Origin of the sequence: Streptomyces sp. NBC_01426 (assembly GCF_036231985.1) — a bacterium.
GTDB lineage: Bacteria > Actinomycetota > Actinomycetes > Streptomycetales > Streptomycetaceae > Streptomyces.
Map to the genome: position 1 here is coordinate 3,162,452 of NZ_CP109500.1, position 23,244 is coordinate 3,185,695.

The following is a 23,244-nucleotide window of genomic DNA, read 5'->3' on the forward strand; positions in this document are numbered from 1 at the left end:
GCACGGGGCGTGAAAAGCGTGTGACGGCGCCCGCCGGAGGACGGGCGTGTGTGTGTGGGGGGGGGAAGCGGCCGGCGGTCCCGGGGGCGCGGATCGCCGTACGGAGCGCGGCGCGCGACCGGTTGCGCGGGGCGCTGGAACGGGCCGACCCGCCTGCGGTGGGGCAGGCGGGTCGGGCGGAGCACGCGGACGGCGCGGAGCGGTCGGATGGCGCCGAGCGGTCGGAGGGCGCCGGTCAGATGGTCGCGGTGTCGATGACGAAGCGGTAGCGGACGTCGCTCGCCTGCACCCGGTCGTAGGCCTCGTTGATCCGGTCGGCGCCGATCAGCTCGATCTCGGCGCCCAGGCCGTGCTCGGCGCAGAAGTCCAGCATCTCCTGGGTTTCGGCGATCCCGCCGATCGAGGAGCCCGCGAGGGTCTTGCGGCCGGCGATGACGGAGAACAGGTTCAGCGAGACCGGGTCCTCCGGGGCGCCGACGTTCACGAACGCGCCGTCGACCTTGAGCAGCCGCAGGTACGTGTCGAGGGGCAGCGGCGCGGAGACGGTGGAGACGATCAGGTCGAAGGTGCCGGCCAGCTTCTCGAAGGTGGTGTCGTCGCTGGTGGCGTGGTACTCCGAGGCGCCCAGCCGGAGGCCGTCGTCCTTCTTGCGCAGGCTCTGCGACAGGACGGTGACGTCGGCGCCCAGCGCGGAGGCGATCTTGACGCCCATGTGGCCGAGGCCGCCGAGGCCGACGATGGCGACCTTCTTGCCGGGGCCCGCGTTCCAGTGCTTGAGCGGGGAGTACAGGGTGATGCCGGCGCACAGCAGCGGGGCCGCGACGTCGAGGTCGATGCCCTCGGGGATGCGGACGGTGTAGTTCTCGTCGACGACGATGTGGGTGGAGTAGCCGCCGTAGGTGGGCTCGCCGTTCTTGTCGATCGCGTTGTACGTGCCGGTCATGCCCTTGAGGCAGTACTGCTCGAAGCCGGCCAGGCACTGCTCGCACTCGCGGCAGGAGTCGACGAAGCAGCCGACGCCGACCCGGTCGCCGACCGCGAACTTCGTGACGCCGGCGCCGACCTCGGTGACCACACCGGCGATCTCGTGGCCGGGCACCATGGGGAAGATGCCCTCGCCCCAGCCGTCGGTGGCCTGGTGGATGTCGGAGTGGCAGATGCCGGCGAACTTGATGTCGATGAGGACGTCGTGCTCGCCCACCGGGCGGCGCGGGATCGTCGTGCGCTCCAGCGGGGCCTTCGCGGCGGGAGCGGCGTAGGCGGCGACCTGGGTGACGGACATGGTGAAGCTCCTCGGACGGGGATTTCCAGCGGTATCTCCACGATGCCCCCATTCCCTCGTGTCACCCAGTCCCCTGCTGTGCCTACGACCCGTGGACCTACCACTGGCGGGGTCAGGCACACGGTTCGCGACCCGGACATACTGGCTGTATGGACCAGCTTGATCAGCGAGCCGAACTGGGCGAGTTCCTGCGGAGCCGGCGGGCGCGGCTGCGCCCCGGGGACGTGGGGCTGCCCGACTACGGCCGCCACCGTCGGGTGCCCGGCCTGCGTCGGGAGGAGCTGGCGCAGCTGGCCGGGGTGTCGGTGGCGTACTACACGCGGCTGGAGCAAGGGCACGGACAGAACGTGTCGGCGGAGGTGCTGGACGCGATCGCGCGGGCCCTGCGGCTGGACGACACGGAGTCGGCGCACCTGACCCATCTGGCGAGCCCGCGCACCCTCAAGCGGCGCCAGTCCCGGCGGCCCCAGCAGGTCCGGCCGGAACTGCGGACGCTGCTGGACGCGATGGAGGGCGTACCGGCCTACCTGGTGGGGCGGCGGCAGGACGTCATCGGCTGGAACCGGCTGGCCGTCGCGGTCTTCGGGGACTTCGGGGCGCTGCCGGTCGGGGAGCGGAACCTGGTGCGGCTGGTGTTCCTGGACGGCGCGACGGCGGAGCTGTACGCGGACTGGGAGTGCCGGGCCTGCGAGGTGGTCAGCAATCTGCGGATGTACGCGGGCCAGCACCCGGAGGACGAGCAGTTGTCGGCGCTGGTCGGGGAGCTGTCGGTGAAGAACGAGGAGTTCCGGCGGTTGTGGGCGGCGCACACGGTCGCGGACAAGACGCACGGCGTGAAGCGGCTGCGGCACCCGGTGGTGGGTGAGATGGACCTGCACTTCGAGACGCTGACCCTGCGGGACGACCCGGAGCAGTCGCTGGTCACCTTCCACGCCACCCCGGGGTCCCCGTCGGCGGACGCCTTGCGCCTGCTGTCGTCCTGGTCGGCGCCGGCCCACTCCCCCGTGGACGCCCCGTCGCAGAACTGAGGTACGTCCGGCCGGCCCCGCGCCTCCGCGCCCCGAGGTACGTCCGGCCGGCCCCGCGCGCGGACGTCTGCGCGCCCCGGGTCACAGCGTGTGCTGGAAGATCCCCACGCCGCGTTCCCACCGGTAGCCCAGGGACTCGTTGACCGCCCGCATGGGGCCGTTCTCGTCCGCGACGGTCGTGCCGATCTGGCGCAGGTCGGGGTGGCGCGCGGCCACCTCCGCCAGCATGCGGAGCTTGACGGCGCGGCCGAGGCCGTGGCCCCGGTGGGCGGAGACGACCACCGTGTCGTACTGGAGGGCGCGCGGCCCCGTCGGGTCCGTCCGGACGAGGACCGTGTACGCGGCCACCTCCCCGGCGGGAGTCACCGCCGCGACCGTGGTCAGCTCGCCGCCCCGCTCCAGGACCAGCCGCTGTGCGGCCTGTACCCGCTCGGCCGTCCACGTCATCGTCTGCTCGTCCATGTCCCCGCTCGGCGCGTCCTCCATCGCCGCGTGGGCCACGGCCACCGCCGGCGCCCACGCGTCGGGGACGACGCCGGGCCAGCACAGCAGCTCGTAGCCGGGGGTGGCCGGTATCGCGGCGGGCCCGGCCACGTCCTGGACGTACCAGGCCATCCGCAGCACGTTCTCGAAGCCGAGGGACTCGGCGAACGCCCGGCCCGGTCCTTCGAGGTCGACGAGCGCGGAGACGGAGGTGCGGTCGCGCGCGAGGAGTTCGGCCCGGACCCGCTCCCACAGGGCGGTGCCCACGCCCCGCCGGCGCGCCTCGGGGCGCACCGTCAACACGTCCAGGAACGCGGTGTGCGTGTTGCCCTCGTCGGTGAACAGGAGCAGGCCCGCGACGCCGTCCCCGTCGTCCGTCGTCCAGAACGCGTTCCGACCCCGGGCCGGCGGCACCCGCAGCCGGCCGGCCACCTCCGCGCGGGAGGGCGCCGGCAGCCCCGGCTGATCGGTGGTCGTGGCAGCGGTCAGGACCGCGTGCCAGGAGTCCACCTCGGTGTCGGACGGGGGTGGGGCCACGGGTCGGATCGTCATGATCGGGACCCTAGCCGGGGCCGGCGCCGGGTGCTCAGGGGTTTTCCAGGACCGCGCCCCGCGGTCGGTTGAGAAGGAACCCACACCGCCACGCCGCCACGCGACGACAGACGACGGACGGCGGGAAACCCGTGTGGGTTTCCCGCCGTCCGTCGTCGTCCGCGCGTCAGTTCAGGTCGTACACGGCGTCAGGAGGCCGCGCCCGCCTTCCACTCCGCCCAGCTCATGTTCCAGCCGTTGAGGCCGTTGTCCGGCTTGATGGTCTTGTCCGGGGAGTTGACCACGTCGACCACGTCGCCGATCAGCGAGTTGTCGAAGAACCACGAGCCGGGGGTGTTCGGGTCGTTGGCGCCCTGGGCGTCGTTGAGACCGACACAGCCGTGGCTGGTGTTGACCTTGCCGAAGATCGAGTCGGCGCCCCAGTAGTTGCCGTGGATGAAGGTGCCCGAGGTGGACAGCCGCATCGCGTGCGGGACGTCCTTGATGTCGTACTCGCCCTTGCCGTCGCCGTCCTTGAAGCCGACGGTGGCGCCGTCCATCCGGGTCTCCTTGAACTTCTCGGAGATCACCATCTTGCCGTTGTACGTCGGGTTGTCCGGGGACCCCGCCGAGATCGGGATGGTCTTGAGGACCGCGCCGTCACGGGTGACCGTCATCTGCTTGGTCTTCGCGTCGACCTTGGAGACCTGGCTCCGGCCGATCTTGAAGGAGACGGTCTTGTTCTGGACGCCCTGGACGCCGGGCGCCCCCTTCACGCCTTCCAGCGCCAGCTTCAGCGTGACGGTGGAGTTCGCCTTCCAGTACTCCTCCGGGCGGAAGTCCAGCCGCTGCGAGCCGAACCAGTGGCCGACGACTTCCTGGCCGCTGCTGGAGGTGACGTTGATGGCCGCCTGGACGGCCTTCTGGTCCTTGATCGGCTTGTTGAAGGTGATCGAGACCGGCATGCCCACGCCGACGGTCTGGCCGTCGTCCGGGATGAACGAGCCGACGAAGCTGTTCTCCGGGGAGACGGTGGTGAAGGAGGTGTTCTCGTGCGCCTCCTTGCCGGCCTCGTCCTTGGCGGTCGCCGACAGGGCGTACTTGGTGGAGCGCTTGAGCGCCCCGTCCGGCTTCCAGCTCTTGCCGTCGCCGGCGATCTTGCCGGGGACGACCGTGCCCTCCGTGGTCTTCAGCTCGACCTTGGTGAGCGTGCCGTCACTGACGGCGACCTTGGTCGCGTCGTTCAGGCCGATGTTGGTGGCGCCGTCCTTGGGCGTGATGGCTATTCGGGCCTTGGAGCTGTCCTTGGCCGCCGCGGCGTCCACGTCCGCCTGCGACTTGCCGGCCTCCGTGCCGCCCGCCTTCGGGTCGCTGTCTCCGCCGCCGTTGCAGGCCGAGAGCACCAATACGCCACCGAGCACGGCGGAAACGGCCACCAGGGACCTCTTCCTCCGCATGCTGTCCGTCCTCACACGCCACTCCATCGTTGCCGGAACCCCCGAGCTCCCCCCGGCAGCCGCCGGGCGGTATTCCTACCGGACAGGGGGCACGCCCCCCTGCCACGGATCAACAACGCTCAAAAGACCCTGTTCGGTTCCACATCCGGTTCGAATGTGTGCAACCCCACGGTCACGCGTTGTCGGTCGGCTCTTCGTCGTGGTCCCCATCTTCCTCGTCCAGGTCCCACTCCAGGGACTCGGGGTCGTATTCGGCGGGCTCGCTGCTCCAGGAGGCCTGCGCGAGTTCCACTCCGGGGATGCTCGTGACCAGGTCAGTGGGGTCGACGAGGTAGGCCAGGGCCTCCGACTCGTCGTCGCGCACCGCCGCCTCCGCGTGGCCGCGCTCCTCGTCCGGCATGAATTCGTCGGCCTTGATGTGGGCGTGCGCCGCTCCGGTCAGTGCCGTGGTGTCCGTCACTTCGAGGACCAAATCAACCCGAAGTCGTACGTACCGTGATGTCTCAGAAGGGTTCATACGACGGAGAGTAAGCCCGTGGCCGCCCCGACTTTCCCACGACCCGCCCCTTTCACTAGCATCGGCGCACACGGCCAATTCGCTGCTGCCACAAGGGGGATCGCACCGTGTCCGCACGTCGACCGCTGCTCACCGCTCTCGGAGCGACCACCCTCCTCGCCGCCCTCTGGTTCGTGCCGTCGGCCAATGCCACCGCACCAGGACAAGCGTCGGGATCCTCCGGGGCGCCCGCCCCCGCCAACACGGGCACGATCACGTCCTCCGACATGGTCGTGAACCACGCGGAACCCCAGGAGGCCGTTCTCGCCCTCGCCGACACCGGCAGTATCGACACCACCCCCTACCTGATGGGCGGCACCCTCTTCCTGGGGCTCGGAGCGGGGTTCGTGACCTTCTCCGTACGCCGCTCCCGCGCCGAGTAGGGCCGTTCGAAGACGCGAAAGGGCCGCGCTCCGGGGGATCGCCCCGGGCGCGGCCCTTCGTCGTACTGTCGCCGGTCGGGCGAGCCGTGACGGGTCAGGCGAGCGGACCGGTCACCGTTTCGACCGCCTCGACGAGGGCGCCCGATCGGACGAACGCGTCGGCGGCGGCCAGGTCGGGGGCGAGGAAACGATCCGGCCCGGGGCCCTGGACGCCCGCCGCGCGGGCGGCCGCGATGGCGGCCCGGCTCGCCGGGGCCGCGGTGAGCCCGTGGCGCAGCTCGATGGCCCGGGAGGCCGCGTACAGCTCGATGGCGACGATCCGGGTCAGGTTGTCGACGGCCGTACGGAGCTTGCGCGCGGCCGACCAGCCCATGGAGACGTGGTCCTCCTGCATGGCGGAGGAGGGGATCGAGTCGGCGGACGCGGGCACCGCGAGCCGCTTCATCTCGCTGACCAGGGCGGCCTGCGTGTACTGGGCGATCATCAGGCCCGAGTCCACGCCGGCGTCGTCCGCGAGGAAGGGCGGCAGGCCGTGCGAGCGGTTCTTGTCGAGCAGCCGGTCGGTGCGTCGTTCGGCGATGGAGCCGAGGTCGGCGGCGGCGATGGCCAGGAAGTCCAGGACGTACGCGACGGGGGCGCCGTGGAAGTTGCCGTTGGACTCCACGCGACCGTCGGGCAGCACCACCGGGTTGTCGACGGCGGCGGCCAGTTCCCGGGAGGCGACCAGGGCGGCGTGCGCCATGGTGTCGCGGCCCGCGCCGGCGACCTGCGGGGCGCAGCGCACCGAATAGGCGTCCTGGACGCGCGGGGCGGACTCCTCCTGGAAGTGGCCGGTGAGCCCGGAGCCCTTCAGGACGGCGGCCATGTTGGCGGCGGAGGCGCCCTGGCCCGGGTGCGGGCGGATGGTGTGCAGCTCGGGGGCGAGGACCTTCTCGGAACCGAGCAGCGCCTCCAGCGTCAGCGCGGCGGTGATGTCGGCGGACGTGTACAGCTTGGCGAGGTCCGCGAGGGCCATGACCAGCATGCCGAGCATGCCGTCGGTGCCGTTGAGGAGGGCGAGCCCCTCCTTCTCGCGCAGCTCGACCGGCTCGATCCCGGCCTCGGCGAGCAGCTCGCCGGCGGGGCGGACGGACCCGTCGGGGCCCTCGGCGTCGCCCTCGCCCATGAGCGCGAGCGCGCAGTGGGACAGCGGCGCGAGGTCGCCGGAGCACCCGAGGGAGCCGTACTCGTGGACGACGGGGGTGATCCCGGCGTTGAGCACGTCCACCATGGTCTGGGCGACGGAGGGGCGTACGCCGGTGTGTCCGGAGGCGACGGTCTTCAGCCGCAGGAACATCAGGGCGCGCACGACCTCCCGCTCGACGCGCGGGCCCATGCCGGCAGCGTGCGAGCGGACGATGTTGCGCTGGAGCTGCGCGCGCAGCTCGGGGCTGATGTGCCGGGAGGCGAGGGCGCCGAACCCGGTGGACACCCCGTAGACCGGCTCGGGCTTGGCGGCGAGCGCGTCGACGATCTCGCGGGCGCGGGCCAGGGCGTCGAGGGCCTCGCCGGACAGCTCGACGCGCGCGTTGCCGCGGGCGACGGCGATGACGTCCTCGGCGGTGGTCCCGGACGTCCCCACCACGACAGTGTGCATATCCATATTCAGCACCCTACGGACTGAATCCTTCTCTGTCACTAGCCAGTTCGACGAGGGTCCCTCACGCGCCGTGACCGGACCCCGCCCGACCCGGGAGCGGCCGCTCAGGCCCGGCCGCGGAACCGCCGCCGCTCCCCCGCGGCCTCCTGCGCGGCGTCCGCGAGCCGCACCACGGCCGTGTCCCGCCCGGCCACCACGGGCTGGGGCGACCGCGCGGCCTTCGCCTTGTACTGGGCGGCGTCCGCGAGCCGGAAGAGCCGCCGGGAGGACTTCACCACGCCGATGGGGTCCCCGGTCGAGGCGACCCCGCAGGCCACCCCCTCGCCCAGTTCCAGCTCGGCGGCCCGCAGGCACAGCTCCTCGGACACCCGCACCACCTCGTCCGCCGACGGCCCCAGGCTCACCAGGCAGAACTCGTCGCCGCCGAGGCGGGCCACCAGCGCGCCCGGCAGCATGGCCCCGCACAGGCTCAGCACGGACCCGAACCGCTCCAGGAGCCGGTCGCCCATGGCGTGGCCGAGGGTGTCGTTGACCTTCTTGAGGCCGTTCAGGTCACAGACGGCCAGGCTCACGACCGTCCCCGAGCGCCGGTGCTCCTCCAGGGCCTCGTCCAGCCGCATGTCCACGGCCCGCCGGTTGGCGAGTCCGGTCAGCGGGTCGGTGAAGGCCAGCCGTCGGGCCTCTTCGAGCCGCTCGTTCTGCGCGAGACCCGCCGCCACGACGGCGGCCAGGACCGTCGCGAACTCCGCGTCGTCCTCGTCGAAGTCCGGCAGCCCCTCGTCCCGGGCGACGTACAGCTCGCCCCAGGCCCGCCCGCTGAGCACGATGGGCGCGACCACGCAGGTACCCCGACCGCGCCGGCGCAGGGCCTCGCCGCGCCGTCCGGGCCGGTCGCCGACCGCGCTCTCGACCCAGGCGTGCGGGCCGCCGCCGCCCGCCCAGCGCTCGTGCAGGAATTCGGTGATCTCCGGGAAGTCGTGGACGGGATAGGACTCGTCCTCGGGGAACTCCTCCTCCCCGGCCCGCCGCTCGCCCTCGTTGACGAGCACCCGCAGCCGTCCCCGCTCGCGCTCCCACGCCGAGATGGCGGCGAACGATCCGTCCATGGCCAGCCGCGCACCCCGCGCGGCGGCCCGCACGCTGTCCCGCGGCAGGCAGGCGGCCGCCATGGCCTGCGCCAGGCCCACGACGGCTCTCAGCCGCCCGTCAACTCCCATCACCCCAGACTAGGGAGTTTTGTCCAACTTCGTACCTTCCCACCCGGCACACCCGGCCCCGCCGGCGTGCGAGGCCCGGAGGCCCGGGGGGCAGCGCCCCCGCAACGGCGCCGCACGGAACCCCGCACCCGGACCCCCGGCTCCAGGGGCCGGCGGGGCCCCGTGCCCCGCCCCCCAACCCACCGGCCGGCCAGGCCTACGGCCAGCGCGGCTTCCGCTTCTCGTTGAACGCCGCCACACCCTCCGCCCGGTCCCCGGAGAAGGCCACCGTCCGCCAGGCCGCGTCCTCGATCTCCAGGCCGGCCGTCAGGTCCATGCCGTGTCCCAGCCGCAGCGCCCGCTTGGCCGCGCGCAGCCCGACCGGCGAGTTCGCCGCCATCCGCCCGGCCAGCGCCAGCGCCTCCTCGCGGTCCGAGCCCGCCGCGACCACCGAGTCGACCAGTCCCAGGTCCAGCGCCTCGGCGGCCTCGACCCGGCGCGCCGTGAAGATCAGTTCCGCCGCACGGGCCGCGCCCACCCGCCGGGGCAGCAGCTGGGTGCCGCCGCCGCCCGGGATCACGCCGACGGACACCTCGGGCAGGCCGACCACGGCCGTCTCGTCCGCCACGATCACGTCGCAGGCCAGGGCCAGCTCGAAACCGCCGCCCAGCGCGAACCCGTGTACCGCGGCGATCGTCGGCATGGGCAGTTCCAGCACGCCCCCGTACGCCCCGCGCGTGGTCGGCCGCTGCCGCACCAGGTCGGCGTCCGACAGCGAGTTCCGCTCCTTGAGGTCGGCCCCGACACAGAAGGCGCGCTCCGCGGTGGAGGTCAGCACGACGACCCGCACCGAGGCGTCCGCGGCCAGCGAGGCGCACGCGGCGCCGATGGCCCGGGCCATCTCCGTCGACACCGCGTTCATGGCCTTGGGGCGGTCCAGGACCAACTCGACGACCCCGTCGTCACCGTGCCGACGTACCGCTACGAACTCCGACTCCACAGGCACTGGGGACCCTCCCGGTTAACGAACGTTACCCGGGGATCTTAGGTGTCCTCCGCGTCAGCGACCAGGGTTCGACGACCCCGAGCCCGCGCACCGGCCGCTGCCACATCGGCTGGAGCGCGAAGCGGTAGGTGCCGCCGCCCTCCTCCGACGCCGCTTCCTTCTCCGACAGCGGCGCCGCCCCGGTCCGGCCCAGTTCCTCGGCCATCGCCCCGTCCACCAGCACCGCGTCCTTGGGGGCTATGGACGTCAGCCGGCTCGCCAGGTTCACCGTGGTGCCGAAGACGTCGCCCATCCGGGTCGTCACCGTGCCGAAGGCGATCCCGACCCGCAGTTCGGGCATCTGCGGATCGGCTTCCATGGTCTCGATCAGCCGCAACGCGATCTCCGCCGCCGTCGCCGCGTCGTCGGCGCAGTACAGCACCTCGTCGCCCAGGGTCTTGATCAGTCGGCCGCCGTGCGCGGCGACCAGGTCGGCCGCCGTGGTCTCGAAGGCCTCGACGAGTTCGCCGAGCTCCTCCTCCTCCAGCCGCCGGGTGAGGCGGGTGAAGCCCACCAGGTCCGCGAAGCCCACCGCGAGCCGCCGGTCGACCATCTCCTCGTCGTCCGCGACCTGCACCACGCGTCCGGTCGCGGCCGCCAGCTGGCGGCGCCACACGTAGACGAGGAACTCCTCCAGCTCCGGCAGCAGCAGCTCGACCAGCGGGTACGTGACCTCCGTACGGGTCATCCCCGGCTCCGGCGGCTCCGTCAGCCCCTCCAGGAAGGAGTCGATCTGCCATTCGGCCAGACGGGCGGTGGTCTGGCCCGTGGACCGCGCCACCTGCACCGCCATGGGCTCGCTCAGCAGGCCGGCCTCCACCAGACCGGCGAGGCGGCGCAGCGCCAGTACGTCGGCCTCCGTCAGGGCCTTGGCCTGGCCGATGTCGGCGAAGCCCATGGCCCGCCAGAAGCGGGAGGCCAGCTCCATCGAGACCCCGGCGCTGCGGGCCGCCTGGAAGGGCGTGTAGCGGCGCTCGGCGCCCAGGATCAGCTGTTCCAGGCGGATGGCGAGCGGGTCGGCCGTCGGCTGGGCCGTGTGGTCGACCTCGTGGTGGGGGGTGTGCTGGTCACGCCCGATCGGGGTGCCCGTGCCGGCGGACGAGCCGGCCGAGCCGGACGCGGACGCACTGGACGTTGAGTCGTCGACGGTCAAGGGCCGCCTCCTGTCCATTCCGTGCGCAATTCCGACTTCCGAACCGATTGATCACCGGGAGGACCGGGATCGCCTAAACCATACGGCAGGTGTGCCGTAGCTCACTCCCCACTCCGCCGGCCGGCGACCCGAGTGTGATCCGCGGCCGCCGAGCCCGCCGCGCGGACGGCCCGGGTGCCCGCCCGGGCGGGCACCCGGAGACGGCCTAATGGGTCGACCGCAGGTGGACGACGTCGCCGGCGCCCACGGCCTCGTGCGCGTCGTCGGCCGTCCGGATGACGAGCCGACCGTCCGCGTCGACCGCTTCGGCCGTCCCGGTGAGCGTGCGGCCGCCGGGCAGCTCCGCACGCACGTGCTTGCCCAGCGTCGCGCAACCCGCCGCGTACGTCTCCTGGAGACCGCTGGCCGCCGGGTCGCCGCCGGCCGCGCGCCAGTTCCCGTACCACTGCTCCAGGGACCGCAGCACGGCCCTGAGCAGCGGGTCCCGGTCGGTGACGGTCGCCTTGGCCAGGGCCAGGGAGCCCGCAGTGTCCACCGGCAGCTCGTCCTCGCTCAGGGTGACGTTGAGCCCGATGCCGACCACGACGCCGTCACCGACCCGCTCCGCGAGGATCCCGCCGGTCTTGCGCTCCTCGCCGTCCACGGTGACCAGCAGGTCGTTGGGCCACTTGAGGGCGGTGTCCACGCCCGCCGCCCGGGACAGCCCCGTCGCGGTGGCCACGCCGGCCAGCAGGGTCAGCCAGCCCCAGCGTTCCTGCGGTACGTCGGGCCCGGGCTTGAGCAGCACGGAGAAGAACAGCCCGGACCGCGCGGGCGCCGTCCAGGTCCGGTCGAGGCGCCCGCGCCCGGCGGTCTGCTCCTCGGCGACGAGGACGGCCCCCTCGGGCAGCGTCGCGGCCCGGGCGGCGAGATCGGTGTTGGTGGACCCGGTGGCGGGCACGACCTCCAGCGAGGTCCACAGCCCGTCCTCGACGACGAGCGCCCGGCGCAGGGCGGCGACGTTCAACGGCGGCCGGTCGAGGCTGGACCAGCGGCCCGCGGAACCTCCGGTCGGAGTTCCGGCTGATGCATCTGATGGCGTCATGCAAGCCACAGTAGGTGTGTCAAACGCCGCACTGCCGAGCGCCATGCCCGCCGATACGCTACGCACCAGTAGCCAGCAGTAGTCAATCAATTGACCAGGCAGTTGACACCACACAGGGAGCCGCGACCCCGATGTCACAACCCTCAGAGCCGATCGACACGCACACGACCGCGGGCAAGATCGCGGACCTGCGGCGACGCATCGACGAAGCCACGCACGCAGGGTCCGCGCGGGCCGTGGAGAAGCAGCACGCCAAGGGAAAGCTGACGGCGCGTGAGCGGGTCGCCCTGCTGCTGGACGAGGGGTCGTTCGTCGAACTCGACGAGTTCGCCCGGCACCGGTCGACCAACTTCGGGCTGGAGAACACCCGCCCCTACGGCGACGGTGTCGTCACCGGCTACGGCACGGTGGACGGCCGCCCGGTGGCCGTGTTCTCGCAGGACTTCACAGTCTTCGGCGGAGCCCTCGGCGAGGTCTACGGCCAGAAGATCATGAAGGTCATGGACTGGGCGCTGAAGACCGGCTGTCCGCTCGTCGGCATCAACGACTCCGGCGGCGCCCGCATCCAGGAGGGCGTCAGCGCGCTGGGCATGTACGGCGAGATCTTCCGCCGCAACGTGCACGCCTCGGGCGTGATCCCGCAGATCAGCCTGATCGTGGGACCCTGCGCCGGCGGCGCCGTCTACTCGCCCGCCATCACCGACTTCACGGTGATGGTCGACCAGACCTCGCACATGTTCATCACCGGCCCGGACGTCATCAAGACGGTCACCGGCGAGGACGTGGGCTTCGAGGAGCTGGGCGGCGCCCGCACCCACAACTCCACGTCGGGCGTGGCCCACCACATGGCCGGCGACGAGAAGGACGCGATCGAGTACGTCAAGTCGCTCCTCGCGTACCTGCCGTCGAACAACCTCTCCGAGCCGCCCGCCTTCCCGGAGGACGCGGACACCGAGGTCACCGACATCGACCGCGAGCTCGACGTCCTGATCCCGGACAGCGCGAACCAGCCGTACGACATGCACACCGTGATCGAGCACGTGGTCGACGACGCGGAGTTCCTGGAGACGCAGTCGCTGTTCGCGCCGAACATCCTCACGGGCTTCGGCCGCGTCGAGGGCCACCCGGTGGGCATCGTCGCCAACCAGCCGATGCAGTTCGCCGGCTGCCTGGACATCAACGCCTCCGAGAAGGCCGCCCGCTTCGTGCGGACCTGCGACGCCTTCAACATCCCGGTGCTGACGTTCGTCGACGTCCCGGGGTTCCTGCCGGGCACGGACCAGGAGTACAACGGAATCATCCGGCGCGGCGCGAAGCTGATCTACGCGTACGCCGAGGCCACCGTCCCCCTGATCACCGTCATCACCCGCAAGGCCTTCGGCGGCGCCTACGACGTCATGGGCTCCAAGCACCTCGGCGCGGACCTCAACCTGGCCTGGCCGACCGCGCAGATCGCCGTCATGGGCGCCCAGGGCGCGGTGAACATCCTGCACCGCCGCACCCTCGCCGAGACCGCCCCGGAGGAGGTGGAGGAGACGCGCGCCCGCCTGATCACCGAGTACGAGGACGCCCTGCTCAACCCGTACACCGCCGCCGAGCGCGGGTACATCGACGCGGTGACCATGCCGTCCGAGACCCGGGCGCACGTGGTCAAGGGGCTGCGCCAGCTGCGGACCAAGCGGGAGTCCCTGCCCCCGAAGAAGCACGGCAACATCCCCCTCTAGGCCCGAGGAGCTCACAGTGGTGATCAAGGTCGTCAAGGGGAACCCGACCCCGGAGGAGTTGGCCGCCGCACTGGCGGTGGTCCAAGCGCGCGCGGCGGCACTGGCCTCCGTGCCGTCGGGCGCCTCCCGGGTCAAGGACGAGTGGGCCTCGCCGGCCCGGACGGCCCGGCAGCGCCTGCCGCAGCCGGGGCCCCGCGCGTGGGGCCGCACGTACTGGCCCGGCTAGATCGACCCTCCCGGTTCCGGTACGGGGACCCGGCCGCGGGCCGAAGATGACGCGAACGGACGGTGGCGCCTGAGTACGAGTACTCAGGCGCCACCGGCGTCCCGCGGGACAGGATCGACGCATGCTCTGGTCAGACCCGAAGGACGAGCCCCCGAAGGACATGCGCGACGTCCAGGCCATGGTCCGGAGAATGATCGTGGTGCTCGCGCTCGCCATGATCGTGGTGGTGTACGTCCTCGGCGTGGACCACTTCTAGACCCCTCCTGCGTCCCCCGCCGCCGGCCCTACGATGGCGGGCATGACTGCTGCTGAACCGCGCGCGCTCGTCCTCGCCTCCGCCTCCCCCGCCCGACTGAACCTGCTGCGACAGGCCGGGCTCGCCCCGCACGTGATCGTCAGCGGCTTCGACGAGGACACGCTGAGCGCCGACACCCCCTCCGAGCTGGCCCTCGCGCTGGCCGAGGCCAAGGCGGCCGTGGTGGCCGCCCTGGACGAGGCCGCGGGCGCCCTGGTGATCGGCTGCGACTCGGTGCTGGAGCTGGACGGCGAGGCGTTGGGCAAGCCGGCGGACGCCGAGGAGGCCACGGCCCGCTGGAAGTCGATGCGCGGGCGGGCGGGCGTCCTGCGCACCGGGCACTGCGTCGTCGACACCGCGAGCGGCCGTCGGGTCTCGGCCACCGCGTCCACGACGGTCCGCTTCGGCGAGCCCTCCGACGCCGAGGTCGCGGCGTACGTGGCCAGCGGGGAGCCGCTGCACGTGGCCGGGGCGTTCACCCTGGACGGGCTGTCGGCGCCCTTCATCGACGGAATCGACGGCGATCACGGCAATGTGATCGGGATCTCCCTGCCGCTGCTCCGCTCGCTGCTCGGCGAACTGGGCGTGTCCATCACGGATTTGTGGGCTTGAGTTCCGCGTGCGGCGGGGGCGGCGGGACGTCCCGGGGCAGCGTGTCCCGGGGTCCGGCGGCCGGCGCCGCGTCGCCGGGCGCGGGGAGCGTCAGGACCAGCACGATCAGGCACAGGATCAGCATGGTCGCCGCGAAGGCGGACCAGCCGATCAGCGCCACGGCCAGCGCGCCGAGCACCACGTGGGTGACGGCGGCGATGACGAGGACGATGCGGGCGAAGCGGCCCGGGGCCCGGTCCCGTACCGCGACGATGCCCAGCAGGACGGCGCACACCAGCAGGAAGGCGCCGATGCCGGCGCCCATGACGTAGGTCGTCTTGGACATGACGTCCGGATCCATGCCGGCGATCGACATCGACTGGTTCGCGGTCGTCTTTCCCAACACGACGTGGACGAGGACGAGCAACGCCGCTTCCGCGACGAGCACGACCGCCGCCACGCCGGCCACGATTCTGCGCAGCACGACGCTCCCCTCCCCACACACCACAAGCCTGTTCGACGCCCTGGAGGCTACTAACGGGTAATCCCCGGGACAAGGGGTGCGGGCAGGTTCGTTGCGTGAAACGGGTCCGGGCGGCGATCAAGCAAAGAAAGCCTGACCCGTTCGTAGGGACTCGACAAAGAATCACCCGGGGCCGCTGACCCGCCGGACAGAGACCTCGGATGCGTGACGGGGTTACTGTGCAGTCGGGGATCCCCCTTGCCTGGGGCGCCACAAGGGCTTTCCGGACTCGAGCCAGACTCGCATCACACTCTGTGTGGGCAAGCTCACCTCTGGATTAGGGTCGAAAGGCCGTGTGGGCTGTCCCTAAACTCAGGTTGTTTCAAGGAGGGAGCCATCGTGCGCAAGGTGCTCATCGCCAACCGTGGCGAAATCGCTGTCCGCGTTGCTCGGGCCTGCCGGGATGCCGGGATCGCGAGCGTAGCCGTCTACGCCGACCCGGACCGGGACGCTCTGCACGTCCGCGCGGCCGACGAAGCTTTCGCGTTGGGCGGTGACACCCCGGCCGCCAGCTACCTCGACATCGCGAAGGTTCTGCAGGCGGCGGCGGACTCCGGCGCGGACGCGATCCATCCCGGGTACGGCTTCCTGTCGGAGAACGCCGAGTTCGCCCAGGCCGTCCTCGACGCCGGCCTGACCTGGATCGGCCCGCCGCCGCAGGCCATCCGTGATCTGGGTGACAAGGTCGCCGCCCGTCACATCGCCCAACGCGCCGGCGCGCCGCTGGTCGCCGGCACCCCCGACCCGGTCTCCGGGTCGGAGGAGGTCGTGGCGTTCGCGAAGGAACACGGCCTGCCCATCGCGATCAAGGCCGCCTTCGGTGGCGGCGGTCGTGGTCTGAAGGTCGCCCGGACCCTCGAAGAGGTCCCCGAGCTGTACGACTCCGCCGTGCGTGAGGCCGTCGCCGCGTTCGGCCGTGGTGAGTGCTTCGTCGAGCGTTACCTCGACAAGCCGCGTCACGTGGAGACGCAGTGCCTGGCCGACACCCACGGCAACGTCGTGGTCGTCTCCACGCGTGACTGCTCGCTCCAGCGCCGGCATCAGAAGCTGGTCGAGGAGGCCCCGGCGCCGTTCCTGACGGACGCCCAGAACGCCGAGCTGTACGCCGCCTCCAAGGCGATCCTGAAGGAAGCCGGCTACGTCGGCGCGGGCACCGTGGAGTTCCTGGTCTCCGCCGACGGCCTGATCTCCTTCCTGGAGGTCAACACCCGCCTCCAGGTCGAACACCCCGTCACCGAGGAGGTCACCGGCCTCGACCTGGTGCGGGAGATGTTCCGCATCGCCGACGGCGAGGAACTCGGTTACGGCGACCCGGTCCTGCGCGGACACTCCTTCGAGTTCCGCATCAACGGCGAGGACCCCGGCCGCGGCTTCCTGCCCGCCCCCGGCACCGTCACCCGCTTCGCACCCCCCTCCGGCCCCGGCGTCCGCCTCGACGCGGGCGTCGAATCCGGCTCGGTCATCGGCCCGGCCTGGGACTCCCTCCTGGCGAAGCTGATCGTCACCGGCGCCACCCGCGAACAGGCCCTCCAGCGCGCGGCCCGCGCGCTCGCCGAGTTCGAGATCGAGGGCATGGCCACCGCCCTGCCCTTCCACCGCGCCGTCGTCACCGACCCCGCCTTCGCCCCCACGGAAGGACCCTTCACGGTCCACACCCGCTGGATCGAAACCGAGTTCGTCAACGACATCAAGGCGTTCGTGGCCCCGGCCGCGGAGGACGCCGAGGACGAACCCGGCCGCGAGACCGTCGTCGTCGAGGTCGGCGGCAAGCGACTGGAGGTCTCCCTCCCGTCCTCGCTGGGCATGACCCTGGCCCGCACCGCCGCCGCCGGCGGCGCCAAGCCCAAGCGCCGCGCCGCCAAGAAGTCCGGCCCGGCCGCCTCCGGCGACACCCTCGCCTCCCCGATGCAGGGAACCATCGTCAAGATCGCCGTCGAGGAAGGCCAGCAGGTCAACGAAGGCGACCTGATCGTCGTCCTCGAGGCCATGAAGATGGAACAACCCCTCAACGCACACCGCTCCGGCACCATCGTCGGCCTCAAGGCCGAAGTCGGCGCGTCCCTCACCTCCGGCGCCACCATCTGCGAGATCAAGGACTGACCACCGTCCCGTTCTCACGTCGAAGGCCCCGCCCGGTGATCCGGGCGGGGCCTTTCGACAACAGGGCCCTCGACAACGGGACCTTCGACAAAGGGACCTGGGCGGCGTCAGGGCCTAGCGACGCCGCATGTCCGCGACCCGTGCCCGTTCTCCGGCCTGCTGTTCCAGCAGCCCGGCGGGCGCGCTGCGCAGTTGGGCGGTCGGACCGCCCCGCCGCTGTACCGGCAGCGGGGAATCCCGACGGGGTCGACGCCCCTGCATCCCGTCCCCTCCGCCGGAGGCGACCGCGCCGGCCACCGTGATCTGCACGCCCTGATCGGCCAGCGCCTGCAGTTCCGTACCCGCCCGTTCGTCGTGCGGTGGCGGCTCGTCGGTCACCAGCCGCGTCATCACGTCCGTGGGCACGGTCTGGAACATGGTGTCCGTACCGAGCTTGGTGTGGTCGGCGAGTACGACGACCTCCGCGGCGGCCTGCACCAGCGCCCGGTCCACGCTCGCGGAGAGCATGTTCGAGGTGGAGAGCCCGCGCTCGGCGGTCAGTCCGCTCCCGGACAGGAAGGCCCGGGACACCCGCAGCCCTTGGAGGGACTGCTCGGCGCCGCTGCCGACGAGCGCGTAGTTGGACCCGCGCAGCGTGCCACCGGTCATCACCACTTCCACCCGGTTGGCATGGGCCAGCGCCTGGGCGACGAGCAGCGAGTTGGTGACGACGGTCAGTCCGGGCACCCGGGCGAGCCGGCGGGCCAGCTCCTGGGTCGTGGTACCGGCGCCGACGACGATGGCTTCGCCCTCTTCGACGAGGCCGGCCGCGACATCGGCAATGGCGGTCTTCTCCGCCGTCGCGAGATGGGACTTTTGCGGAAAGCCGGACTCTCGCGTGAATCCGCCCGGCAAGACCGCACCGCCGTGCCGGCGGTCGAGGAGTCCTTCTGCCTCCAGTGCCCGCACGTCCCGCCGTACGGTCACTTCGGAGGTCTGGACGACGCGGGCGAGCTCACGAAGCGATACCGCTCCGTTGGCCCGCACCATTTCGAGGATCAATTGGCGACGTTCTGCAGCGAACACGAAACTGACAGTAACCCCAACGACCGTCTGCTTTCAGCTCTTTACGCCGGAATACCGAAGTTGTCCGTAAGGTGGGGCGACTAGTGGTATACGCGGTCGGACAGTTTCGTGAACAGTCCGCCACACCACTCCCTGCCGCCCCAACCTCCCTGTGGACAAAGGCGCTTGACGGTGCCTACGCCTCGCCGGCGGCCTTCCGGTTGTGCAACTGGCGTGCCGCCTCCGCGATCGAACCGGACAGCGAGGGGTACACGGTGAACGTGTTTGCGATCTGCTCGACCGTCAGGTTGTTGTCGACGGCGATCGAGATCGGGTGGATCAGTTCGCTCGCGCGCGGCGCGACGACCACGCCACCGACGACGATGCCGGTGCCCGGGCGGCAGAGCAGCTTCACGAAACCGTCCCGGATGCCCTGCATCTTGGCGCGCGGGTTGCGCAGCAGCGGGAGCTTCACCACGCGGGCGTCGATCTTCCCGGAGTCCACGTCGGCCTGCGTGTAGCCGACGGTGGCGATCTCGGGGTCGGTGAAGACGTTCGAGGAGACCGTCTTGAGGTTCAGCGGGGTCACCGCGTCGCCGAGGAAGTGGTACATCGCGATGCGGCCCTGCATGGCGGCGACGGAGGCGAGCGCGAAGATCCCGGTCACGTCACCGGCGGCGTAGACGCCCGGCGAGGAGGTGCGGGAGACCTTGTCGGTCCAGATGTGCCCGGACTCCTTGAGGCGGACCCCGGACTCCTCCAGGTTCATGTTCGCGGTGTTCGGGATCGCGCCGACCGCCATCAGGCAGTGGGTGCCGGTGATGACGCGCCCGTCGGACAGCGTGACCTCGACCCGGTCGCCGACCCGCTTGGCGGACTCGGCGCGGGAGCGGCCGATGACGTTCATGCCGCGGCGCCGGAACACGTCCTCCAGGACGGCGGCCGCGTCGGGGTCCTCGCCGGGCAGCACCCGGTCGCGCGAGGACACCAGGGTCACCCGGGAGCCGAGCGCCTGGTACGCGCCGGCGAACTCCGCGCCGGTGACGCCCGAGCCGACCACGATGAGTTCCTCGGGAAGCTCCTCCAGGTCGTAGACCTGGGTCCAGTTCAGGATCCGCTCGCCGTCGGGCATCGCGTCCGGGATCTCCCGGGGGGTGCCGCCGGTCGCGATGAGCACGGCGTCGGTGGTGAGGATCGTCTCCGTGCCGTCGGCCGCGGTGACGATCACGTCCCGGGTGCCGTCGATGCCTTGGGGGCCGCCGAGCTTGGCGCGGCCGCGCATGACACGGGCGCCGGCGCGGGTGACGGAGGCGGTGATGTCGTGGGACTGGGCCAGCGCGAGGCGCTTGACGCGTCGGTTGACCTTGCCGAGGTCGACGCCGACGACGCGCGCGGCCTGCTCGATGTGCGGGGTGTCGTCCGCGACGACGATCCCCAGCTCCTCGTACGAGGAATCGAAGGTCGTCATGACCTCGGCGGTCGCGATGAGGGTCTTCGATGGCACGCAGTCGGTGAGCACCGACGCACCGCCCAGACCGTCGCAGTCGACGACGGTCACCTCCGCGCCGAGCTGGGCGCCCACGAGGGCCGCCTCATATCCGCCGGGTCCGCCGCCGATGATCACGATCCGGGTCACGAAAACTCCGCCTCACGTCTACCCGGCCGGTGCCGCCCCCGGCCGGGGGTTCCGGGGGTCTCCCCGGGGGATGCATTCCGTGCCCCATTGTCCCGCACGCATCAAGGTGCTTCACGCCCGGTCCCGCCATCCGGGCACGCGTCGATCCCCGCCCCTCCCGTACCCTCGACCACATGTCGCTCTACGCCGCGTACGCCGGCAACCTCGACCCGCGGCTGATGACGCGCCGCGCTCCCCATTCGCCGCTGCGCGGCACGGGCTGGATCAACGACTGGCGGCTGACCTTCGGCGGCGAGCAGATGGGCTGGGAGGGCGCACTGGTCACGGTCGTCGAGGCCCCGCGTCACCAGGTCTTCGTCGCGCTGTACGACGTGGCCCCGCTGGACGAGGACTCCCTGGACCGCTGGGAGGGCGTCGGGCTCGACATCTATCGCCGGATGCGCGTGCGGGTGCACACCCTGGACGGCGAGGAAGCCGCCTGGATCTACGTCCTGAACGGTTACGAGGGCGGTCTGCCCTCCGCGCGCTACCTCGGCGAGATCGCCGACGCCGCCGAATCCGCGGGCGCCCCGCACGACTACGTGATGGAACTCCGCAAGCGTCCCTGCTGACGCCCACCGGCTTCGGGACGATTCGGCGGAAACGACAAAGCAACGATCCGAACACCGTGAGCTGCGCCATCTACGCGCGTAGGCCATCAGCGGTTACGCTCGTCCGGTGAACGCATCTGTTACCGACCCCTTCGCCGACGCCACCGCCGCAGCCGCCCGCCTGCGTGAGCTGACCGGCGCCGAATCCCACGATGTCGCCCTCGTCATGGGCTCCGGCTGGGCCCCCGCCGCAGAGGCGCTCGGTGCGCCCGAGGCCGAATTCCCCGTCACCGAGCTGCCCGGCTTCCCGCCGCCCGCGGTCGAGGGCCACGGCGGCAAGATCCGCTCGTACAAGATCGGCGACAAGCGCGCGCTGCTCTTCCTCGGCCGGACCCACTACTACGAGGGCCGCGGCGTCGCCGCCGTCGCCCACGGCGTCCGTACCGCCGTCGCCGCCGGTTGCAAGACCGTCGTCCTGACCAACGGCTGTGGCGGTCTGCGCGAGGGCATGAAGCCCGGCCAGCCCGTCCTGATCAGCGACCACCTGAACCTCACCGCGACCTCGCCGATCGTCGGCGCCAACTTCGTGGACCTCACCGACCTCTACTCGCCTCGCCTGCGCGCGATGTGCAAGGAGATCGACGAGACCCTCGAAGAGGGCGTCTACGTCCAGTTCCCCGGCCCGCACTACGAGACCCCGGCCGAGATCAACATGATCCGCGTCATGGGTGCCGACCTGGTCGGCATGTCCACCGTGCTGGAGGCCATCGCCGCCCGTGAGGCCGGCGCCGAGGTGCTCGGGATCTCCCTGGTCACCAACCTGGCGGCGGGCATCTCCGGCGAGCCCCTCAACCACGAAGAGGTGCTCCAGGCCGGTCGTGACTCGGCCGCGCGCATGGGCAAGCTGCTGACCCAGGTCCTCGCCCGCATCTGAGCGGGGACAGCCACCGGCACCGTACGAGAGGTAAGGCGGAAGTAGTGCAGGAACAGGACGACCTGATCACCCGGGCGCGGGCCTGGCTGGCGGAGGACCCGGACCCGGAGACCGCGGCCGAGCTGCGCGCGCTCGTCGAGGCCGGGGACACCGCGGAGCTCGCGGACCGTTTCTCCGGCATGCTCCAGTTCGGCACCGCCGGACTGCGCGGTGAGCTGGGCGCGGGTCCGATGCGGATGAACCGCAACGTGGTCATCCGGGCCGCGGCGGGCCTGGCGGCCTACCTGAAGGCCCAGGGCCACGACGGCGGCCTGGTCGTCGTCGGCTACGACGCGCGGTACAAGTCCGCGGACTTCGCCCGCGACACCGCCGCCGTCATGGTCGGCGCCGGGCTGCGCGCGGCCGTCCTGCCGCGTCCGCTGCCGACGCCCGTCCTCGCCTTCGCCATACGGCACCTGGGCGCCGTCGCCGGCGTCGAGGTGACCGCGAGCCACAACCCCCCGCGGGACAACGGCTACAAGGTCTACCTCGGCGACGGCTCCCAGATCGTCTCCCCGGCGGACACCGGGATCGCCGCGGAGATCGACGCGATCGCCGCGCTCGCGGACGTCCCGCGTCCGGAGTCCGGCTGGGAGGACCTCGGCGACGAGGTCCTGGAGGCCTACCTGGCCCGTACGGACGAGGTCCTGACCCCCGGCTCCCCGCGGGGCGTGCGGACCGTCTACACGGCCATGCACGGTGTCGGCAAGGACGTCGTGCTGGCGACCTTCGCCCGGCACGGCTTCCCGACGCCGGTGCTCGTCGCCGAGCAGGCGGAGCCGGACCCGGCCTTCCCGACGGTCGCCTTCCCGAACCCGGAAGAGCCCGGCGCGATGGACCTGTCCTTCGCGACGGCCGCCGAGGCGAACCCGGACATCGTGATCGCGAACGACCCCGACGCGGACCGCCTCGCGGTGGCCGTCCCCACCGACGACGGCGGCTGGCGGATGCTGCGCGGCGACGAGGTCGGCGCGCTGTTGGCGGCCCACCTCGTCCACAAGGGCGCCCGGGGCGTCTTCGCCGAGTCGATCGTCTCGTCCAGCCTGCTGGGCCGGATCGCGGAGGCGGCGGGCGTCGGTTACGAGGAGACCCTGACGGGCTTCAAGTGGATCGCCCGCGTGGAGGGTCTGCGCTACGGCTACGAGGAGGCGCTCGGCTACTGCGTGGACCCCGAGGGCGTCCGCGACAAGGACGGCGTCACCGCCGCCCTGCTGGTGGCGGAGCTGGCCTCGGAGCTCAAGGAGCAGGGTCGCACCCTGTCCGACCTGCTGGACGATCTGGCGCTGGCCCACGGCCTGCACGCCACCGACCAGTTGTCGGTCCGCGTCTCGGACCTGTCGGTCATCGCCTCGGCGATGGCGCGGCTGCGCGCGGAGCCGCCGACGTCCCTGGCGGGCCTGCGCGTCGTCACCGCGGAGGACCTGAGCCGGGGCACGGAGTCCCTCCCGCCGACGGACGGCCTGCGGTACCACCTCGACGGTGACCACAAGGCCCGGGTGATCGTCCGCCCGTCGGGCACGGAGCCGAAGCTGAAGTGCTACCTGGAGGTCGTGGTCCCGGTGGCGGAAGCCTCCGACCTGGCCCCGGCCCGCGTCCGCGGGCAGGAGATCCTGGACGCGATCAAGAAGGACTTCTCGGTGGCGGCGGGCATCTAGCCCCTCTCGCCCCTCGCACGGCTCGGCCCCCGGAGCTTCCGCTCCGGGGG

22 protein-coding genes are annotated in these 23,244 nt (G+C 71.8%); 10 read left to right on the forward strand and 12 right to left on the reverse strand.

Annotated features, from left to right (window positions below; translation table 11 throughout):
* Nucleotides 1-235 precede the first annotated feature (235 nt).
* Complete coding sequence (locus OG906_RS13705; protein WP_329442866.1) at nucleotides 236-1,282, reverse strand: NAD(P)-dependent alcohol dehydrogenase; 1,047 nt, start codon at nucleotides 1,280-1,282, stop codon at nucleotides 236-238.
* 149 nt (nucleotides 1,283-1,431) lie between these two features.
* Between OG906_RS13705 and OG906_RS13710 the strand changes: the two genes are divergently transcribed.
* Entirely contained in the window at nucleotides 1,432-2,310 is an 879-nt protein-coding gene (locus OG906_RS13710) for a helix-turn-helix domain-containing protein (RefSeq protein WP_267802411.1), read from the forward strand.
* Nucleotides 2,311-2,391: 81 nt separating this feature from the next.
* Here OG906_RS13710 and OG906_RS13715 read toward each other — a convergent pair whose 3' ends face one another.
* From OG906_RS13715 to OG906_RS13725, 3 genes are all read right to left on the reverse strand, one after another.
* Nucleotides 2,392-3,345 carry a GNAT family N-acetyltransferase gene (locus OG906_RS13715; protein WP_329442870.1) on the reverse strand — a complete coding sequence of 318 codons (954 nt, stop codon included), beginning with the start codon at nucleotides 3,343-3,345 and terminating at the stop codon, nucleotides 2,392-2,394.
* 188 nt (nucleotides 3,346-3,533) lie between these two features.
* Complete coding sequence (locus tag OG906_RS13720) at nucleotides 3,534-4,808, reverse strand: L,D-transpeptidase (RefSeq protein ID WP_329442873.1); 1,275 nt, start codon at nucleotides 4,806-4,808, stop codon at nucleotides 3,534-3,536.
* A gap of 145 nt (nucleotides 4,809-4,953) precedes the next feature.
* On the reverse strand, nucleotides 4,954-5,241 hold the full coding sequence (locus OG906_RS13725) for a hypothetical protein (RefSeq protein ID WP_329442875.1): 288 nt from the start codon (nucleotides 5,239-5,241) through the stop codon (nucleotides 4,954-4,956).
* 164 nt (nucleotides 5,242-5,405) lie between these two features.
* Between OG906_RS13725 and OG906_RS13730 the strand changes: the two genes are divergently transcribed.
* Nucleotides 5,406-5,720, forward strand: coding sequence for an LPXTG cell wall anchor domain-containing protein (locus tag OG906_RS13730; RefSeq protein WP_329442878.1), 315 nt, complete (start codon nucleotides 5,406-5,408; stop codon nucleotides 5,718-5,720).
* A gap of 94 nt (nucleotides 5,721-5,814) precedes the next feature.
* Here the strand turns inward: OG906_RS13730 and hutH are convergent, their stop codons facing one another.
* The 5 genes from hutH to OG906_RS13755 form a co-directional block, all read right to left on the reverse strand.
* Nucleotides 5,815-7,356, reverse strand: coding sequence for a histidine ammonia-lyase (hutH, locus tag OG906_RS13735; RefSeq protein ID WP_267802425.1), 1,542 nt, complete (start codon nucleotides 7,354-7,356; stop codon nucleotides 5,815-5,817).
* Nucleotides 7,357-7,463: 107 nt separating this feature from the next.
* Entirely contained in the window at nucleotides 7,464-8,576 is a 1,113-nt protein-coding gene (locus tag OG906_RS13740; protein WP_329442879.1) for a GGDEF domain-containing protein, read from the reverse strand.
* A 196-nt stretch (nucleotides 8,577-8,772) separates the two neighbouring features.
* Nucleotides 8,773-9,561: an enoyl-CoA hydratase/isomerase family protein gene (locus tag OG906_RS13745; RefSeq protein ID WP_329442881.1), complete on the reverse strand. Its 789-nt coding sequence runs from the start codon at nucleotides 9,559-9,561 to the stop codon at nucleotides 8,773-8,775.
* Nucleotides 9,562-9,586: 25 nt separating this feature from the next.
* On the reverse strand, nucleotides 9,587-10,753 hold the full coding sequence (locus OG906_RS13750; RefSeq protein WP_329442883.1) for an adenylate/guanylate cyclase domain-containing protein: 1,167 nt from the start codon (nucleotides 10,751-10,753) through the stop codon (nucleotides 9,587-9,589).
* Between the two features lie 205 nt (nucleotides 10,754-10,958).
* Complete coding sequence (locus OG906_RS13755; protein ID WP_267802418.1) at nucleotides 10,959-11,837, reverse strand: biotin--[acetyl-CoA-carboxylase] ligase; 879 nt, start codon at nucleotides 11,835-11,837, stop codon at nucleotides 10,959-10,961.
* 131 nt (nucleotides 11,838-11,968) lie between these two features.
* Here OG906_RS13755 and OG906_RS13760 point away from each other — a divergent pair, with 131 nt between their 5' ends.
* The 4 genes from OG906_RS13760 to OG906_RS13775 all read left to right on the forward strand — a co-directional run bounded on the left by OG906_RS13760 (nucleotide 11,969) and on the right by OG906_RS13775 (nucleotide 14,694).
* Nucleotides 11,969-13,561, forward strand: coding sequence for an acyl-CoA carboxylase subunit beta (locus OG906_RS13760; protein ID WP_329442886.1), 1,593 nt, complete (start codon nucleotides 11,969-11,971; stop codon nucleotides 13,559-13,561).
* A gap of 16 nt (nucleotides 13,562-13,577) precedes the next feature.
* Nucleotides 13,578-13,787 (forward strand): acyl-CoA carboxylase epsilon subunit, encoded by a 210-nt coding sequence (locus tag OG906_RS13765; RefSeq protein WP_267802420.1) that lies wholly within the window; start codon nucleotides 13,578-13,580, stop codon nucleotides 13,785-13,787.
* Between the two features lie 121 nt (nucleotides 13,788-13,908).
* Nucleotides 13,909-14,043, forward strand: coding sequence for a morphogenic membrane protein MmpB (gene mmpB / locus OG906_RS13770; protein ID WP_267802421.1), 135 nt, complete (start codon nucleotides 13,909-13,911; stop codon nucleotides 14,041-14,043).
* 33 nt (nucleotides 14,044-14,076) lie between these two features.
* Complete coding sequence (locus OG906_RS13775) at nucleotides 14,077-14,694, forward strand: Maf family protein (RefSeq protein WP_267802422.1); 618 nt, start codon at nucleotides 14,077-14,079, stop codon at nucleotides 14,692-14,694.
* Here the strand turns inward: OG906_RS13775 and OG906_RS13780 are convergent.
* Nucleotides 14,675-15,157, reverse strand: a complete 483-nt coding sequence (locus OG906_RS13780) for a hypothetical protein (protein WP_329442890.1) — start codon at nucleotides 15,155-15,157, stop codon at nucleotides 14,675-14,677. The two genes, OG906_RS13775 and OG906_RS13780, sit on opposite strands and share 20 nt — an antisense overlap.
* A 378-nt stretch (nucleotides 15,158-15,535) precedes the next feature.
* Here OG906_RS13780 and OG906_RS13785 point away from each other — a divergent pair, with 378 nt between their 5' ends.
* On the forward strand, nucleotides 15,536-17,296 hold the full coding sequence (locus OG906_RS13785; RefSeq protein ID WP_329442892.1) for an acetyl/propionyl/methylcrotonyl-CoA carboxylase subunit alpha: 1,761 nt from the start codon (nucleotides 15,536-15,538) through the stop codon (nucleotides 17,294-17,296).
* A 114-nt stretch (nucleotides 17,297-17,410) separates the two neighbouring features.
* Here the strand turns inward: OG906_RS13785 and OG906_RS13790 are convergent, their stop codons facing one another.
* Both OG906_RS13790 and OG906_RS13795 read right to left on the reverse strand, forming a co-directional pair.
* On the reverse strand, nucleotides 17,411-18,325 hold the full coding sequence (locus OG906_RS13790; protein WP_053682709.1) for a DeoR/GlpR family DNA-binding transcription regulator: 915 nt from the start codon (nucleotides 18,323-18,325) through the stop codon (nucleotides 17,411-17,413).
* Nucleotides 18,326-18,536: 211 nt separating this feature from the next.
* Nucleotides 18,537-19,976 carry an NAD(P)H-quinone dehydrogenase gene (locus tag OG906_RS13795; protein WP_053682710.1) on the reverse strand — a complete coding sequence of 480 codons (1,440 nt, stop codon included), beginning with the start codon at nucleotides 19,974-19,976 and terminating at the stop codon, nucleotides 18,537-18,539.
* 173 nt (nucleotides 19,977-20,149) lie between these two features.
* Here OG906_RS13795 and OG906_RS13800 point away from each other — a divergent pair, with 173 nt between their 5' ends.
* From OG906_RS13800 to OG906_RS13810, 3 genes are all read left to right on the forward strand, one after another.
* Nucleotides 20,150-20,587 carry a gamma-glutamylcyclotransferase gene (locus OG906_RS13800; RefSeq protein WP_053682711.1) on the forward strand — a complete coding sequence of 146 codons (438 nt, stop codon included), beginning with the start codon at nucleotides 20,150-20,152 and terminating at the stop codon, nucleotides 20,585-20,587.
* Between the two features lie 106 nt (nucleotides 20,588-20,693).
* Nucleotides 20,694-21,500: a purine-nucleoside phosphorylase gene (locus OG906_RS13805; protein WP_053682712.1), complete on the forward strand. Its 807-nt coding sequence runs from the start codon at nucleotides 20,694-20,696 to the stop codon at nucleotides 21,498-21,500.
* Nucleotides 21,501-21,544: 44 nt separating this feature from the next.
* Nucleotides 21,545-23,194, forward strand: a complete 1,650-nt coding sequence (locus OG906_RS13810) for a phospho-sugar mutase (RefSeq protein WP_329442900.1) — start codon at nucleotides 21,545-21,547, stop codon at nucleotides 23,192-23,194.
* Nucleotides 23,195-23,244 lie beyond the last annotated feature (50 nt).

Excerpts from the sequence above, each read along its gene's own strand:
- OG906_RS13720 (WP_329442873.1), bottom strand. The coding sequence starts at position 4,808 with ATGGAGTGGCGTGTGAGGACGGACAGCATGCGGAGGAAGAGGTCCCTG.
- OG906_RS13740 (WP_329442879.1), bottom strand. The coding sequence starts at position 8,576 with ATGGGAGTTGACGGGCGGCTGAGAGCCGTCGTGGGCCTGGCGCAGGCC.
- OG906_RS13775 (WP_267802422.1), top strand. The coding sequence starts at position 14,077 with ATGGCGGGCATGACTGCTGCTGAACCGCGCGCGCTCGTCCTCGCCTCC.
- OG906_RS13790 (WP_053682709.1), bottom strand. The coding sequence starts at position 18,325 with ATGGTGCGGGCCAACGGAGCGGTATCGCTTCGTGAGCTCGCCCGCGTC.
- hutH (WP_267802425.1), bottom strand. The coding sequence starts at position 7,356 with ATGCACACTGTCGTGGTGGGGACGTCCGGGACCACCGCCGAGGACGTC.
- OG906_RS13715 (WP_329442870.1), bottom strand. The coding sequence starts at position 3,345 with ATGACGATCCGACCCGTGGCCCCACCCCCGTCCGACACCGAGGTGGAC.
- OG906_RS13755 (WP_267802418.1), bottom strand. The coding sequence starts at position 11,837 with ATGACGCCATCAGATGCATCAGCCGGAACTCCGACCGGAGGTTCCGCG.
- OG906_RS13710 (WP_267802411.1), top strand. The coding sequence starts at position 1,432 with ATGGACCAGCTTGATCAGCGAGCCGAACTGGGCGAGTTCCTGCGGAGC.
- OG906_RS13705 (WP_329442866.1), bottom strand. The coding sequence starts at position 1,282 with ATGTCCGTCACCCAGGTCGCCGCCTACGCCGCTCCCGCCGCGAAGGCC.
- OG906_RS13800 (WP_053682711.1), top strand. The coding sequence starts at position 20,150 with ATGTCGCTCTACGCCGCGTACGCCGGCAACCTCGACCCGCGGCTGATG.
- mmpB (WP_267802421.1), top strand. The coding sequence starts at position 13,909 with ATGCTCTGGTCAGACCCGAAGGACGAGCCCCCGAAGGACATGCGCGAC.
- OG906_RS13760 (WP_329442886.1), top strand. The coding sequence starts at position 11,969 with ATGTCACAACCCTCAGAGCCGATCGACACGCACACGACCGCGGGCAAG.